A 14,546-nucleotide genomic window follows, 5' to 3' on the forward strand; every position below is an offset into this window, starting at 1 on the left:
ATAGGAGTGTAGCTCAATTGGTAGAGCGCCGGTCTCCAAAACCGGAGGCTGAGGGTTCGAGTCCCTCCGCTCCTGCCAATTGATTAAACTGAATTATATTATGAAAAACCCAATTAAATTTATTCAAGAGGTAAAACAAGAAGCTTTCAAAGTTACTTGGCCGACTGGTAAGGAAACAATTCAAGGTGCCTTAATGGTATTTGCTATGGCAGTAGTAATGTCATTATTTTTTCTTTTATTAGATCAAGTTTTAAAGTTTTTCTTAGAGCTTCTACTTAAAGTGAGTTTATAATGAAAAATTGGTACATAGTTCAATCACATTCAAGCTTTGAAAATAAAGTGGCTGGTTTAATTAAGGAAGAAGCAGAAAAAGCCAAAATTTCAGATAAATTTGATGAAATAATTGTTCCAACTCATGATGTAACTGAAGTTAAAAGAGGCAAAAGAGTACAAAGAAAAAAGAAATATTTTCCAGGATATGTGTTAATTAAAAGTGAAATGGATAATAGTATTTATCATATGATTAAAAATATAAAGAGAGTTAGTGGTTTTTTAGGCACTAAAGGAATTCCTGTTCCTGTTTCAGATAAGGAAATAGAGAAGATTTTAGGACAAATAAAAGATGGTGTGGCTCAGCCAAAATCTGGTATAGAGTACAGCGTTGGAGAAAAAGTTCAAGTAGTAGACGGACCATTTGCATCATTCAATGGAATGGTTGAGGATATAGATGAAGAAAAATCTAGACTTAAAGTTTCCGTATCTATTTTTGGACGTCCAACACCAGTTGAATTAGAATATAATCAAGTGGAGAAAATTAGTTAATGGCTGCAAAAAAAGAAATTAGTGGGTTTATAAAATTACAAATCAAAGGTGGTCAAGCAAATCCAGCTCCACCAGTTGGACCTGCATTAGGTCAACGTGGTGTAAATATAATGGAATTTTGTAAAGCTTTTAATGATAAAACTAAATCACTTGCTGGCAAACCTGTTCCAGTTGAAATTACAGTTTATAAGGATAAAAAATTTGACTTTAAAATAAAATCACCACCAGCTTCTTTTTTTATTAGAGAGGCAGCAAAATTAAAAAGTGGTTCAAGCGAACCTGGCAGAAATATTGTTGCATCTATAACAAAAAAACAAGCAGAGGAAATTGCAAAACAAAAAATGAATGACTTAAATGCTATTGATCTGGAACAAGCTACAAAAATAATTGCAGGTTCAGCTAGATCTATGGGAATAGAGGTAAAAGAATAATGTCTTCAAAAAGATTTAAAAAATTACCTGAAAAAACATCTGAATTACAAGCTAATGTGATTGAAAAATTAATCTCAGAAATTAAAAAAAACTGCACTACAAAATTTGATGAGTCAGTTGATTTAAGTTTTCAAATAAACAACAAACAAAAAAAAAATGAGATCAATATTAGGACAGTTGTCAATTTACCAGGCGGCACAGGTAAAAAAGTTAAAGTCGCGGTAGTATGTGAAGATTCGAAAGTCGCAGAAGCAAAAAATGCTGGTGCAGATATAGTTGGTGGTGATGATTTTATTGAAAAAATAAAAGGTGGTGAACTTAATTTTGAAAAATTAATTTGTACACCTTCAATGATGATTAAACTCTCGAAATTAGGTAAAGTATTGGGTCCTAAAGGATTGATGCCAAATCCAAAATTAGGATCTGTAACTGAAAATTTAAAATCAGCAATTTCAGATGCAAAATCTGGTCAAGCAGAAATTAGAAATGACAAAGATGGAAACATTGGTGTAAGTATAGGAAAAAAATCATTTAACGATGATCAATTGATTAAAAATTATAATGCAATAATAGATACTTTAGAAAAAGAGAAAAATAACAATACAGTGAAAGGAGACTTAATAAAATCTGCTTTTATAACTTCAACAATGGGTGTTTCATACAAATTGAAACTAGGAAAAAATATATAATTGTTATGATGAATAAAGAACAAAAAAAGAATTATATTTCTGAAATGGCGAATAAATTTGAAAATAGTAAAGCTGTTATGGTAACTCATTATCAGGGTCTTACTATGACTCAATTAGATGAGTTAAGATCAAAAATGAGAGAACATGGAATTATCTTTAAAATTACGAAAAATAGAATTACAAAATTAGCTTTAGAAAAAACTAAATGTAAAGATTTATCAAATTTATTTACTGGTCCTACAGCAGTAGCATTTAGTGAAGATGCTATTATGTCAGCAAGAATATTATCTAAATTTGCTAAAGATAACGAGAATCTAAAATTAATTGGTGGATTGATGGATAATGAGATTCTAGACCAAGCAGGTGTGTTAAATGTAGCAAATTTACCAACATTAGACGAGGCAAGAGCAAATATTGTTGGTATTTTGAATGCTTCTGCCTCAAAATTAGTAAGTATTTTGCTTGCACGATCAGAAAAAATGAGTAGTTTACCCCCAGAAAATTCTGAAACACAACCTAAAGAGTAGATTATGCCCGACCTAAATAAAATTATTGAAGATTTATCAAGTTTAACTGTTGCGGAAGCAGCAGACCTCTCTAAACAATTGGAGGAAAAATGGGGAGTAACCCCTATGGCAGCAGCAGCTCCAGCAGCAGCAGGTGCAGCAGCAGCAGCTGAGGACAAAGATGATTTTACAATCATGCTTGTTTCTGCAGGCGATAAAAAAATTAATGTTATCAAAGAAGTAAGAGCCGCAACATCTCTAGGTCTTAAAGAAGCTAAAGACTTAGTAGAGGGTGCACCAAAAGAAGTTAAAGCAGGTGTTCCCAAAAAAGAGGCTGAGGAAATTAAAACTAAGTTAGAAGCTGCAGGCGCTAAAGTAGAACTTAAATAAATTAATAAGGATTTTTAGATGCTGGTTGATTTTATTAATCAGCATTATTTATAAATGCAAATATCTTTTACTGAAAAGAAAAATATTAGAAAAAGTTTCGGTAAGCTCAAAGAGAGTTTATCTATACCTAATCTAATTGAAGTTCAAAAAAATTCATATAAAGAATTAACTGATTTTGAAACTGTTGAAAAAGAGTTAACTAAAGGATTTGATAGAGTTTTCAAAAGTATTTTCCCAATTGAGGATTTGAATGATAAAGCAACATTAGAATATGTTTCTTATAGATTAGAAAAACCAAAATTTGATGTTGAAGAATGTATTGCTAGAGGATTAACTTATTCTTCTGCATTAAAATGCACATTGAGATTAGTTGTTTACGAAATTGATCAGGAAAACAACACCAAAGATATTCTTTCAGCAAAAGAGCAAGAAGTTTACATGGGAGAAGTTCCAATGATGACTAATAGTGGAACATTTATAACTAATGGAGTTCAGAGAGTTGTAGTTAATCAAATGCATCGGAGTCCAGGGGTATTTTTTGATCATGATAAAGGTAAGACTCATGCAAGTGGTAAGCTATTATTTAATTGCAGGGTGATACCTAACAGGGGGTCATGGTTAGATTTTGAATATGATGTAAAAGATTTTTTATACTTTAAAATAGATAGAAAAAAGAAAATCTTGGCATCAACTCTATTGCTTGCATTGGGTTATTCAAAATCTGACATAGTAAATGAGTTTTATGAGAAAGAAAAATTCACCTTTGATAATGAAAAGCAAAAATGGAAGACTAGATTTAATCCTGAAAATTATAAAGCAAAAAATTTTTCTGAGGAAGTTGTAGATGCAAATACTGGAAAAGTTGTAATTAAATTGGGTGATAAAATAAATTATCTTAATGCTAAAAAATTAGCAAACGACGGATTAAAAAATATTTTAGTTTCTAAAGAGTCTTTATTTGGTAAATTTTTACATAGTGATGTAAAAATTAGCGATGAGGAAAATGGAACTTTTAAAATAGGTACAGAGTTAAATAATACAATTATTAATCAAATTTTAGAAGCCAAGATTTATTCTTTAGAAATTTCAGTTACAAATTCTATCAATAAAGGTGGATATCTCTTAACTACAATTTTTAATGATAAAAATAATACAAAAGATGAAGCAATTACTGAAATTTATAAAATGTTGCGGCCAGGAGAACCACCAACGATTGAAATTGCTACACAAATTTTTAATAATTTGTTTTTTAGTTCAGATAGATATGACCTATCTGATGTAGGAAGAGTTAAAATGAACTCAAGATTAAATCTTGAGTGTTCTGATAAGATCACAATTTTAAGAAATGACGATATTTTGTCCATAATCCATAAAATGTTAGATCTCAGAGATGGTAAAGATGATGTTGACGATATTGATCATTTAGGAAATAGAAGAGTCCGATCTGTTGGAGAATTGGTTGAAAATCAAGCACGAATTGGTGTGTATAGAATGGAAAGAGCTATCAAAGAAAAAATGACAACTCTAGATATAGAGTCTGCAATGCCTCAAGATTTAATTAATGCAAAACCATTAACAGTTTCTTTAAAAGATTTTTTTGCAAGCTCTCAATTATCTCAATTTATGGATCAGACAAATCCACTATCAGAAATTACTCACAAGAGAAGAGTTTCAGCTCTTGGACCAGGTGGCTTGACTAGAGAAAGAGCTGGATTTGAAGTTAGAGACGTCCACCCAACGCATTATGGTAGGATCTGTCCAATTGAAACACCCGAAGGTCCGAACATAGGTCTAATAAATAGTCTATCAACTTATGCAAAAATTAATAAGTATGGATTTATAGAAAGCCCTTACAAAAGAGTTAAAGACGGAGTTGTCCAAGAAAAAGTAGAATATTTATCTGCAATGGAAGAAACAAAGTACACTATAGCACAAGCAAATACTAAGTTAGATAAAAATAATAAGATTGTTGAAGAGTTGGTTTCATGTCGACAAAATTTAAACTTTTTATTGTCAAAACCTGAAACGATAGATTTTATTGATGTTTCACCTAAACAATTAGTTTCTGTAGCAGCATCGTTAATACCTTTTTTAGAAAATGATGACGCTAACAGAGCTTTAATGGGTTCAAACATGATGAGACAAGCAGTTCCGTTATTGAAGCCTGAAGCACCTTTAGTTGGAACAGGAATTGAGAGCGATGTAGCATTAGACTCAGGCGTAACTATTGTAGCAAAGAGAGATGGTATTGTTGATAAGATTGATGGTAAAAGGATTGTTGTTAAAGTCACGGAGGAAACTGATTTTACAAAATCAAGTGTAGATATTTATAATCTACAAAAATTTAAAAGATCAAACCAAAATACTTGTATAAATCAAAGACCATTAGTTCGAGTAGGTGATAAAGTTAAAATTGGAGATATTATTGCAGATGGCCCATCTACAAGATTAGGTGAGCTTGCGTTAGGTAAAAATGTTACTGTCGCTTTTATGCCTTGGCAAGGATACAATTTTGAAGACTCAATTTTAATCTCAGAAAGATGTGTTACCGATGATGTTTTTACCTCTGTTCATATAGTTGAGTATGAAATAATGGCAAGAGACACAAAATTAGGAGAGGAAGAGATAACCAGAGATATACCTAATGTAAATGAAGAGGCTTTAAAAAATTTAGATGAGTCTGGAATTGTTTATATCGGTGCAGAGGTGAATGCTGGTGATATTTTAGTCGGAAAAGTTACACCTAAAGGTGACTCAGCATCTGGACCTGAGGAAAAATTATTACGATCTATATTTGGTGAAAAAGCTATCGATGTTACAGATACATCATTAAGAATGTCCAGGGGTAGCAGTGGTACTGTTGTAGATGTTAAAGTGTTCAATAGACATGGTATAGAAAAAGATGAAAGATCAATCACAATTGAGCGTGCTGAAATTGATCAAGTTCAACAAGACAAGATAGTTGAAGAAGAAATTTTAGAGAGAAGTATAAAACAAAGAGCATCACAAATATTAACTGGTTCTTCTTTGACTAAAAAAATTAAAAATTTAGATGTTGGAACAAAACTTGATTTTCAAATAATTAATAATTTATCAATTAATGAAGTTTTTAAAATTACAGATGGGAACTCAAAAAACGATTTATTAATTGATCAACTTAAAGACCAATATAATAAAGCAAAACAAGATATAACTGAAAGATTTGAGGATAAAGTTTTAAAAATTAGAAGTGGAGATGATCTTTTACCGAGCGTGATGAAAATGGTCAAAGTTTTTGTTGCAATTAAAAGAAGACTAAGACCAGGTGATAAAATGTCTGGGAGACATGGAAACAAAGGCGTTGTGAGTAAGATTGTACCTGTTGAGGATATGCCTTATCGAGAAGATGGAAGACCGGTTGATATAGTATTGAATCCACTTGGAGTTCCGAGTCGTATGAACGTTGGTCAAATTTTGGAGACCCATTTAGGCTGGGCTTGCAAAGAATTTGGAGAACAAGTTAAAAATTTAATTAACGAAAATAATAAGAAAATTGAGAAAACAGAAAAAATTTCTAAGTTTTTAAGGTCAGTTTATGGTGAGGATATTTTTAATCAAAAAGTTGAAAAATTAAATAAGACTGAATTCGAAGATTTATGTGAAAATCTTCAAAATGGAATAGCTATTTCAACACCAGTATTTGACGGTGCAAAAGAAAAAGATGTAACTGAAATGCTGGAGTTAGCAAAATTACCAGGGTCTGGGCAAACCTTTTTATGGGATGGTAGAACAGGAGAAAAATTTGATAGACCAGTGACAGTTGGTATCATTTATATGTTAAAACTACATCACTTAGTTGAAGATAAAATTCATGCAAGATCTACTGGTCCTTATTCTCTAGTAACCCAACAACCTTTAGGCGGAAAAGCTCAACTAGGTGGACAAAGATTTGGAGAAATGGAAGTTTGGGCATTAGAAGCTTATGGTGCATCCTACACGCTTCAGGAAATTTTAACGGTAAAATCTGATGATGTTGCCGGACGGGTTAAAGTCTATGAAACAATAGTTAAAGGTGAAGAAAACTTCGAATCAGGTATACCAGAGTCTTTCAATGTATTAGTAAAAGAAATCAAATCTTTAGCATTAAATGTAGAGCTTAATTAATTATGAAAAAAGAACTAACAGATTTATTCAAAAACTCAGAAATTTCAGAAGCTCAAAATTTTAATAGCATAAAGATTTCGTTAGCAAGTCCAGAAAAAATAAAATCATGGACTTATGGTGAAATTAAAAAACCAGAAACAATAAATTATAGAACATTCAGACCAGAAAAAGACGGTTTGTTTTGTGCAAGAATATTTGGCCCTATAAAAGATTATGAATGTTTGTGTGGAAAATATAAAAGAATGAAATTTAGAGGAATAATTTGTGAGAAATGTGGCGTTGAGGTGACAAAATCAAATGTTCGTAGAGAAAGAATGGGTCATATTAATTTAGCAACACCAGTGGCACATATATGGTTCTTAAAATCCTTACCAAGTAGAATTGCTTTAGCAGTTGATATGAAATTAAAAGAAATAGAAAGAGTTTTATATTTTGAAAATTTCATTGTAATCGAGCCTGGTCTGACAGGTCTTCAAAAAAACCAGATTTTAAATGAGGAAGAATTGGCAAAATATCAAGATGAATTTGGGGAAGAGGCATTTTCTGCAGGGATAGGAGCTGAAGCTGTTCTTGAAATGTTAAAAAATCTAGACCTTGAGTTAGAGAGGAAAAATTTAATAAGTTATATTAAAGAGACTAAATCGAAAGTAAATGAAGAAAGAGCCATCAAAAGACTGAAACTAATTGAGTCATTCATAGAAACAGGACAAAAACCTGAATGGATGATAATGACAGTTGTTCCTGTAATTCCACCTGAACTTAGACCTCTAGTTCCACTTGATGGAGGAAGATTTGCGACCTCAGATTTAAATGATTTATATAGAAGAGTTATTAATCGAAATAACCGTCTAAAAAGATTAATGGATCTAAAAGCTCCAGATATTATTGTTAGAAATGAAAAAAGAATGCTTCAAGAGTCAGTTGATGCTTTATTTGATAATGGAAGACGAGGTCGAGTAATTACAGGAACTGGTAAGAGACCATTAAAATCTTTAGCAGAAATGTTGAAAGGAAAACAAGGAAGATTTAGACAAAATCTACTTGGAAAACGTGTGGATTATTCAGGAAGATCTGTAATTGTGGTCGGACCAGATCTTAAGTTACATGAATGCGGATTACCAAAAAAGATGGCTTTAGAGTTATTTAAACCATTTTTATATGCACGATTAAATAAACTTGGCTTAGCATCAACAATTAAGCAAGCAAAAAAACTAGTCGAAAAAGAAACAAATGCAGTATGGGACGCTTTAGAACTTATAGTAAGAGAGCATCCTGTCTTATTAAACAGAGCACCAACTTTACATAGATTAGGTGTACAAGCTTTTGAACCGAAATTAATAGAGGGGGATGCGATTGAACTTCATCCGTTAACTTGTGCAGCTTTCAACGCTGATTTTGATGGAGATCAAATGGCTGTACACGTCCCGTTGAGTTTAGAGGCTCAATTAGAAGCAAGAATATTAATGCTATCAACTAACAATATATTATCACCGTCAAATGGAAAACCCATAATTGTTCCAAGTCAGGATATGATATTAGGAATTTATTATTTATCACAAGAGCCTTTGACCGATAAACCGATGGGATATTTTTTAAATGCAGATCAGATAGAGTATGCTTTATCCTTAGGTCAATTGAAGGTTCATAGCACAATTATTTCAAGATTTGAAACTGTTGACGAAAAAGGTAATAAAAAATACGAAAAATATACATCTACAGCTGGGCGTTTCTTATTAGCAAACTTATTGCCAAAAAATAAAGATGTAAAATTTTCTTTAGTAGATAGATTATTACCAAAAAAAGTTGTCTCAGAAATTATTGACATTGTATTCAGATTTTGTGGGCAAAAATCAACTGTAATATTCTGTGATAAACTTAAAGACTTGGGTTTCAAACATGCATTTAAAGCCGGAATTTCTTTCGGAAAGGATGATCTAGTAATTCCAGAAAATAAAACTCAATTAATAGAGGATACTAAAAAACTTATTTCGGATTATGAGACTCAGTATGCCGAAGGTTTAATCACTAGAGGTGAAAAGTATAATAAAGTTGTAGATGCTTGGTCAAAATGTACAGATAGAGTAGCTGGTGAAATGATGAAAGGTATTTCTGCTACGGAAAAAACATCCGAAGGTTTAAAGATTAACTCTGTATTCATGATGGCAGATAGTGGTGCAAGAGGTTCGGCAGCGCAAATGAAACAATTAGCAGGAATGAGAGGTTTAATTGCAAAACCATCTGGAGAAATTATTGAAAGTCCAATTACATCTAATTTTAAAGAGGGTTTAACAGCGCTTGAATATTTCAACTCCACCCATGGAGCAAGAAAAGGATTAGCTGATACAGCTTTAAAAACTGCTAGCTCTGGATATTTAACTAGAAGACTTTGTGACGTAGCTCAAGATTTAACTATTACAAAATTAAATTGTGATAATCCAGGATTTATAGAACTATCTGAAATATTAGAGGGAGGAAATGTTGTTGTTAGTTTATCTGAGAGAGCTTTAGGTAGAGTTACTGCATCGGATATAAAACATCCTTTGACAGGTGAAGTGATTATTAAAAAATCAACAATGATCGATGAGTTTGGTTGCGATAAGATAGATGCAGCAGGAATAAAATCTTTAAACGTTTATTCAGTAATGACTTGTAGTTCAAAAGAAGGTGTCTGTGCCACATGTTATGGAAGGGATTTATCAAGAGGAAAGATGGTCCATGTAGGTGAGGCAATTGGAATGATTTCAGCTCAATCAATTGGAGAACCAGGAACTCAATTAACTATGAGGACTTTTCACGTTGGAGGAACTGCATCAGTAAAACAGGACTCACAAATAATTACAAAAAATGAGGGAACTTTAAAAATAATTAATTCTAATATTTTAGAGGACTCAAAAAAGAATTTAATAGTCATGGGAAGAAACACTCAGTTATCTATTGAAGATGATAATGGAGTTCAAGTGGCAGTTTACAAAGTAGCTTATGGATCAAAATTATTTTTTAAAAATGGTGATAAAATTAAGGCTAATACAAAAATTTGCGAATGGGATCCTTATACCACACCTGTAATAGCGGAAAAAAGTGGTATTGCCAGTTATGTAGACTTAATTGATGGCGTTTCTATTCAAGAAACAATCGACGATGCTACAGGCATATCATCTAAATCAGTTGTTGATTGGAGGTCTCAATCAAAGAGCACTGATCTTAAACCAAGAATTACACTAAGAGATGAAAAAGGAAATGTTATTAAAAAAGCTGACGATAATGAAGCTAGGTATTATTTGGTTCCAGATTCAATTTTATCTGTAAAAGATGGGCAAAAAGTTTCTGCTGGTGATGTTGTAGCGAGACTTCCTAAAGAAACAACTAAAACAAAAGATATTACAGGAGGTCTTCCAAGAGTAGCTGAGTTATTTGAAGCTAGAAAAGCAAAAGACAGCGCTATAATTGCTGAAAATGATGGTCAAGTTATATTTGGAAAAGAAGTGAGGGGTAAGCAAAGGGTCTCTATAGTTCCAGAGGATGGTAACGAACCTTCAAATTATTTAATTCCAAAGGGGAAACATATTAATTTTAATCAAGGTGAAAAAATTAAAAAAGGAGAATATCTGCTTGATGGTCAACCATTACCACATGATATTTTAAGAATATTGGGAATAAAAGAATTGACTGAATATTTTGTAAACCAGGTCCAGGAAGTTTATAGACTTCAAGGAGTTATAATCAATGATAAGCATATTGAAACTATTTTAAGACAGATGCTTAAAAAAGTTGAGGTTAAATCATCAGGAGACTCTTCATACTTACCTGGTGAAATTGTGGATCGAATTAAATTTGAAAATATGAACGATAAACTAAAAAAAGAGAACAAGACACCAGCGACGGGCGAAAGAGTTCTCATGGGAATTACAAAAGCATCATTACAGACAGAGTCGTTTATTTCTGCAGCATCATTCCAAGAAACAACAAGAGTATTAACTGATGCAGCTATTAAAGGTAAAATTGATCCTTTAAATGGACTAAAAGAAAATGTGATTGTTGGAAGATTAGTACCAGCTGGTACAGGTAATATTAAAAACAGATGGAACAAAAAAGCGCTCGAAGACGATAATAAATTTTTATCTGAGCAAGAGCAAATCGAAGGCTCAGAAAACCAGGCAAATCAATAAAAATTACCACTTTAGATCATTGGTTTTAGTTTGACAAAGTTAGATTATTAAGTATTTTGTCGATATTTTTGGTTGGAATGTAGTACTAACTGAATGTACTAAACGCTGCCATGAATAACCTGTCAGTTATTTCATCAAAAATATTTTAATTAAAATTTTATGCCAACGATAAACCAATTGTTAAAAAAAAAGAGAGTTAAGCAGATAAAGCGTAACAAAGTTCCTGCTTTACAGAAACAACCTTTAAAAAGGGGAGTTTGTGTAAAAGTTTACACCACTACTCCAAAAAAACCAAATTCTGCTCTAAGAAAAGTTGCACGTGTCCGTTTATCTAATGGTTTTGAGGTGACGGCATATATTCCAGGCGAGGGACATAATTTACAAGAACACTCTGTAGTTTTAATTAGAGGAGGAAGAGTAAAAGATTTGCCGGGTGTAAGATATCATATTCTAAGAGGAAACCTTGATACCCAAGGTGTTGCAAATAGAAAAAAAAGAAGATCTTTATATGGAACAAAAAAAGGTAAATAATAATGTCTCGTAAAAAATCACAACCAAAAAAAGAAATCGTTCCTGATCCAAAGTTTAACTCAACGATAATTCCAAAACTCATAAATAACATTATGTATGATGGAAAAAGAGGCATAGCTGCTAAAATTGTTTACGATGCAATAGAAAAAATTAAAACTAAATCAAAAGATGAGCCAATAAACGTATTTAACGAAGCAATTAATAATATTAAACCAACTGTTGAAGTTAGATCTAGACGTGTTGGTGGAGCAACATATCAAGTTCCTGTAGAAGTAAAAAATAAAAGAGCACAAGCATTGGCTATTAGATGGTTGATAGACTCTGCTAGAAAAAGAAAAGATAAACATATGTCAGATAAAATTTTCAATGAACTTTATGATGCTTATGAAAAAAAAGGAGCAGCTGTTAAAAAAAAAGAAGATGTGCATAAAATGGCAGAGTCAAATAAAGCCTTCGCACATTTTAGATGGTAAAAAATTATGCCTAGGACTCATAAATTAGATAAATATAGAAATATTGGTATTATGGCTCACATCGATGCGGGTAAAACAACAACAACAGAAAGAATTTTATATTATACAGGCAAAAGCCATAAAATTGGTGAAGTTCATGATGGTGCTGCAACTATGGACTGGATGGAACAAGAGCAAGAAAGAGGAATTACAATTACATCTGCAGCAACTACATGTTTCTGGCAGGATCATAGAATAAATATTATTGATACCCCTGGTCATGTTGATTTTACAATTGAAGTAGAAAGATCCTTAAAAGTTCTTGATGGTGCTGTGGCTGTATTTGATGGTGTTGCAGGAGTGGAGCCTCAATCTGAAACAGTATGGCGACAAGCAGATAAATATAAAGTTCCAAGAATTTGTTTTGTCAATAAACTTGATAGAACAGGTGCTGATTTTTTTAGATGTGTTGATATGATTAAAGATAGATTGGGCGCTAAACCATTAGTAATTCAAGTTCCAATTGGTATAGAAGCTTCCTTAACAGGTGTTGTTGATCTAGTTAAAATGAAAGCTCAAGTTTGGAAAAATGAGGCTTTAGGTGCAGAATGGGAGTACAAAGATATCCCTGATGATTTAAAGGAAATATCACAAAAATATAGAACTGAGTTAGTAGAGGCAGCTGTTGAACAAGATGAGAAACTAATGGAGTCGTATTTAAATGGTGATGAGATCAAGGAACAGGATTTAGTCAAATGTATCAGAAAAGGAACTTTAGATTTTAGCTTTGTACCAGTTATGACTGGTTCAGCCTTTAAAAATAAAGGAGTTCAACCTTTATTAGATGCTGTTGTTAACTATTTACCAAGTCCAGTCGATATTGGATCAATAAAAGGAACTAAATTAGGTAGTGATGATGAAATGGAAATGAAATTTGAGGATAATGCTCCATTTTCAGCACTTGCATTTAAAGTTGCTAATGACCCATTTGTAGGATCTCTAACTTTTATAAGAATTTATTCAGGCACAATTAAAACTGGTACGGCTGTTTATAACTCATCTAAAGAAAAAGAAGAAAGAGTTGGAAGAATGTTATTAATGCATGCAAACTCAAGAGAGGATATTAAAGAGGCAAACGCTGGGGATATTGTTGCATTGGCAGGTTTAAAAAATACAATTACTGGGCACACATTATGTGACAAAGAAAATGCGGTTTTGTTAGAACCAATGGAGTTCCCGGACCCTGTAATTGAAATTGCAGTAGAACCAAAAACAAAAGCAGACCAAGAAAAAATGGGAGAAGCGTTGGGTAGATTAGCAAAAGAAGACCCATCATTTAGAGTGACTTCAGATGAAGAGTCTGGTCAAACAATTATAAAGGGAATGGGTGAATTGCATTTAGATATTATCGTTGATAGAATGAAAAGAGAATTTAAAGTTGAAGCTAATGTTGGAGCTCCACAGGTTGCTTACCGAGAAACAATAGAAAATTCATCAGAAGTTGAATATACTCATAAAAAACAAAGTGGTGGTGCTGGACAATTTGCAAAGGTTAAATTGTTAGTAGAGCCACAAGAACCTGGAAAAGGAAGAGAAGTTGAAAGTAAGATTAAAGGTGGAGCAATTCCAAAAGAATTTATTCCAGGTGTAGAAAAAGGAATAGAAACTGTGTCTGACGGTGGAATTTTAGCGGGATTTCCAATGATTGATTATAAAGTTACAATTATTGATGGATTACATCATGATGTTGACTCAAGTGTGTTGGCTTTTGAATTAGCAAGTAGAGCTTGCTTTAAAGAAGCGTGCACAAAAGGTGGTTTAAAACTGTTAGAGCCCGTTATGAGAGTAGAGGTAGTAACTCCAGAGGATTATATGGGCGATGTTATTGGTGACTTAAATAGTAGAAGAGGTCAAATAAGCACCCAAGAACAAAGAGGTAACGCTACAGTTATAACTGCGATGGTTCCGTTAGCAAATATGTTTGGATATATAAATAGTTTGAGATCAATGTCTCAAGGTAGAGCTCAATATTCAATGTTCTTTGACCATTACTCAAAAGTTCCTCAGAATGTTCAAGATGAGGTAACTAAAAAGATTGCAGGATAATATGGAAAAACAAAATATCAGAATTAAATTAAGAGCCTACGATAATAAAGTTTTAGATGCATCTACAGAGGAAATAGTAAATACAGTCAAAAGAACTGGTGCAACTATAAAAGGACCAATACCTTTACCAACAAAAATAGAAAGATATACAGTTTTGAGATCACCTCACATTGATAAAAAAAGTAGAGAACAATTTGAATCGCGAACTCATAAAAGATTAATCGACATTGTAGAACCAACACCTCAAACTGTTGAAGCTTTGATGAAATTAGATTTAGCTTCAGGTGTTGATGTGGAGATAAAAATTTAG

12 protein-coding genes and 1 tRNA gene are annotated in these 14,546 nt (G+C 32.4%); all 13 read left to right on the plus strand.

What is annotated here, in order from left to right; all coding sequences use genetic code 11:
* The first annotated feature begins 2 nt into the window (after nt 1-2).
* The 13 genes from ACTT9C_RS03905 (at nt 3) to rpsJ (ending at nt 14,546) form a co-directional block, all read left to right on the plus strand.
* A tRNA-Trp gene (locus ACTT9C_RS03905) sits at nt 3-78 on the plus strand.
* Nucleotides 79-100: 22 nt separating this feature from the next.
* Nucleotides 101-292 carry a preprotein translocase subunit SecE gene (gene secE, locus ACTT9C_RS03910; RefSeq protein ID WP_440923200.1) on the plus strand — a complete coding sequence of 64 codons (192 nt, stop codon included), beginning with the start codon at nt 101-103 and terminating at the stop codon, nt 290-292.
* Complete coding sequence (nusG, locus tag ACTT9C_RS03915) at nt 292-822, plus strand: transcription termination/antitermination protein NusG (RefSeq protein WP_440923201.1); 531 nt, start codon at nt 292-294, stop codon at nt 820-822. Before secE ends, nusG begins: the two co-directional genes overlap by 1 nt.
* Nucleotides 822-1,253 (plus strand): 50S ribosomal protein L11, encoded by a 432-nt coding sequence (gene rplK / locus ACTT9C_RS03920; RefSeq protein ID WP_440923202.1) that lies wholly within the window; start codon nt 822-824, stop codon nt 1,251-1,253. The genes nusG and rplK overlap by 1 nt, the downstream gene beginning before the upstream one ends.
* The gene (gene rplA, locus ACTT9C_RS03925) at nt 1,253-1,942 is read left to right on the plus strand and encodes a 50S ribosomal protein L1 (protein ID WP_440923203.1); all 690 of its coding nucleotides are present in this window, start codon (nt 1,253-1,255) and stop codon (nt 1,940-1,942) included. The genes rplK and rplA overlap by 1 nt, the downstream gene beginning before the upstream one ends.
* A gap of 8 nt (nt 1,943-1,950) precedes the next feature.
* The gene (rplJ, locus tag ACTT9C_RS03930; RefSeq protein WP_440923204.1) at nt 1,951-2,469 is read left to right on the plus strand and encodes a 50S ribosomal protein L10; all 519 of its coding nucleotides are present in this window, start codon (nt 1,951-1,953) and stop codon (nt 2,467-2,469) included.
* A 3-nt stretch (nt 2,470-2,472) separates the two neighbouring features.
* Nucleotides 2,473-2,838, plus strand: coding sequence for a 50S ribosomal protein L7/L12 (gene rplL / locus ACTT9C_RS03935; RefSeq protein WP_440923205.1), 366 nt, complete (start codon nt 2,473-2,475; stop codon nt 2,836-2,838).
* Between the two features lie 54 nt (nt 2,839-2,892).
* The gene (gene rpoB, locus ACTT9C_RS03940; protein WP_440923206.1) at nt 2,893-6,981 is read left to right on the plus strand and encodes a DNA-directed RNA polymerase subunit beta; all 4,089 of its coding nucleotides are present in this window, start codon (nt 2,893-2,895) and stop codon (nt 6,979-6,981) included.
* Nucleotides 6,982-6,983: 2 nt separating this feature from the next.
* Nucleotides 6,984-11,147 (plus strand): DNA-directed RNA polymerase subunit beta', encoded by a 4,164-nt coding sequence (rpoC, locus tag ACTT9C_RS03945; RefSeq protein ID WP_440923207.1) that lies wholly within the window; start codon nt 6,984-6,986, stop codon nt 11,145-11,147.
* A gap of 159 nt (nt 11,148-11,306) precedes the next feature.
* Entirely contained in the window at nt 11,307-11,678 is a 372-nt protein-coding gene (gene rpsL / locus ACTT9C_RS03950; protein WP_440923208.1) for a 30S ribosomal protein S12, read from the plus strand.
* A 2-nt stretch (nt 11,679-11,680) separates the two neighbouring features.
* Nucleotides 11,681-12,151, plus strand: coding sequence for a 30S ribosomal protein S7 (gene rpsG / locus ACTT9C_RS03955; protein ID WP_440923209.1), 471 nt, complete (start codon nt 11,681-11,683; stop codon nt 12,149-12,151).
* 6 nt (nt 12,152-12,157) lie between these two features.
* Nucleotides 12,158-14,236 carry an elongation factor G gene (gene fusA, locus ACTT9C_RS03960; RefSeq protein ID WP_440923210.1) on the plus strand — a complete coding sequence of 693 codons (2,079 nt, stop codon included), beginning with the start codon at nt 12,158-12,160 and terminating at the stop codon, nt 14,234-14,236.
* Nucleotide 14,237: 1 nt separating this feature from the next.
* Nucleotides 14,238-14,546, plus strand: coding sequence for a 30S ribosomal protein S10 (gene rpsJ / locus ACTT9C_RS03965; protein WP_085148191.1), 309 nt, complete (start codon nt 14,238-14,240; stop codon nt 14,544-14,546).

The sequence above is a fragment of the Candidatus Pelagibacter sp. genome (assembly GCF_052049575.1).
GTDB lineage: Bacteria > Pseudomonadota > Alphaproteobacteria > Pelagibacterales > Pelagibacteraceae > Pelagibacter.

Bases quoted from the DNA above. Each gene is read 5' to 3' on its own strand.
- secE (WP_440923200.1), top strand. From the start codon at position 101: ATGAAAAACCCAATTAAATTTATTCAAGAGGTAAAACAAGAAGCTTTC.
- nusG (WP_440923201.1), top strand. From the start codon at position 292: ATGAAAAATTGGTACATAGTTCAATCACATTCAAGCTTTGAAAATAAA.
- rplK (WP_440923202.1), top strand. From the start codon at position 822: ATGGCTGCAAAAAAAGAAATTAGTGGGTTTATAAAATTACAAATCAAA.
- rplA (WP_440923203.1), top strand. From the start codon at position 1,253: ATGTCTTCAAAAAGATTTAAAAAATTACCTGAAAAAACATCTGAATTA.
- rplJ (WP_440923204.1), top strand. From the start codon at position 1,951: ATGAATAAAGAACAAAAAAAGAATTATATTTCTGAAATGGCGAATAAA.
- rplL (WP_440923205.1), top strand. From the start codon at position 2,473: ATGCCCGACCTAAATAAAATTATTGAAGATTTATCAAGTTTAACTGTT.
- rpoB (WP_440923206.1), top strand. From the start codon at position 2,893: ATGCAAATATCTTTTACTGAAAAGAAAAATATTAGAAAAAGTTTCGGT.
- rpoC (WP_440923207.1), top strand. From the start codon at position 6,984: ATGAAAAAAGAACTAACAGATTTATTCAAAAACTCAGAAATTTCAGAA.
- rpsL (WP_440923208.1), top strand. From the start codon at position 11,307: ATGCCAACGATAAACCAATTGTTAAAAAAAAAGAGAGTTAAGCAGATA.
- rpsG (WP_440923209.1), top strand. From the start codon at position 11,681: ATGTCTCGTAAAAAATCACAACCAAAAAAAGAAATCGTTCCTGATCCA.
- fusA (WP_440923210.1), top strand. From the start codon at position 12,158: ATGCCTAGGACTCATAAATTAGATAAATATAGAAATATTGGTATTATG.
- rpsJ (WP_085148191.1), top strand. From the start codon at position 14,238: ATGGAAAAACAAAATATCAGAATTAAATTAAGAGCCTACGATAATAAA.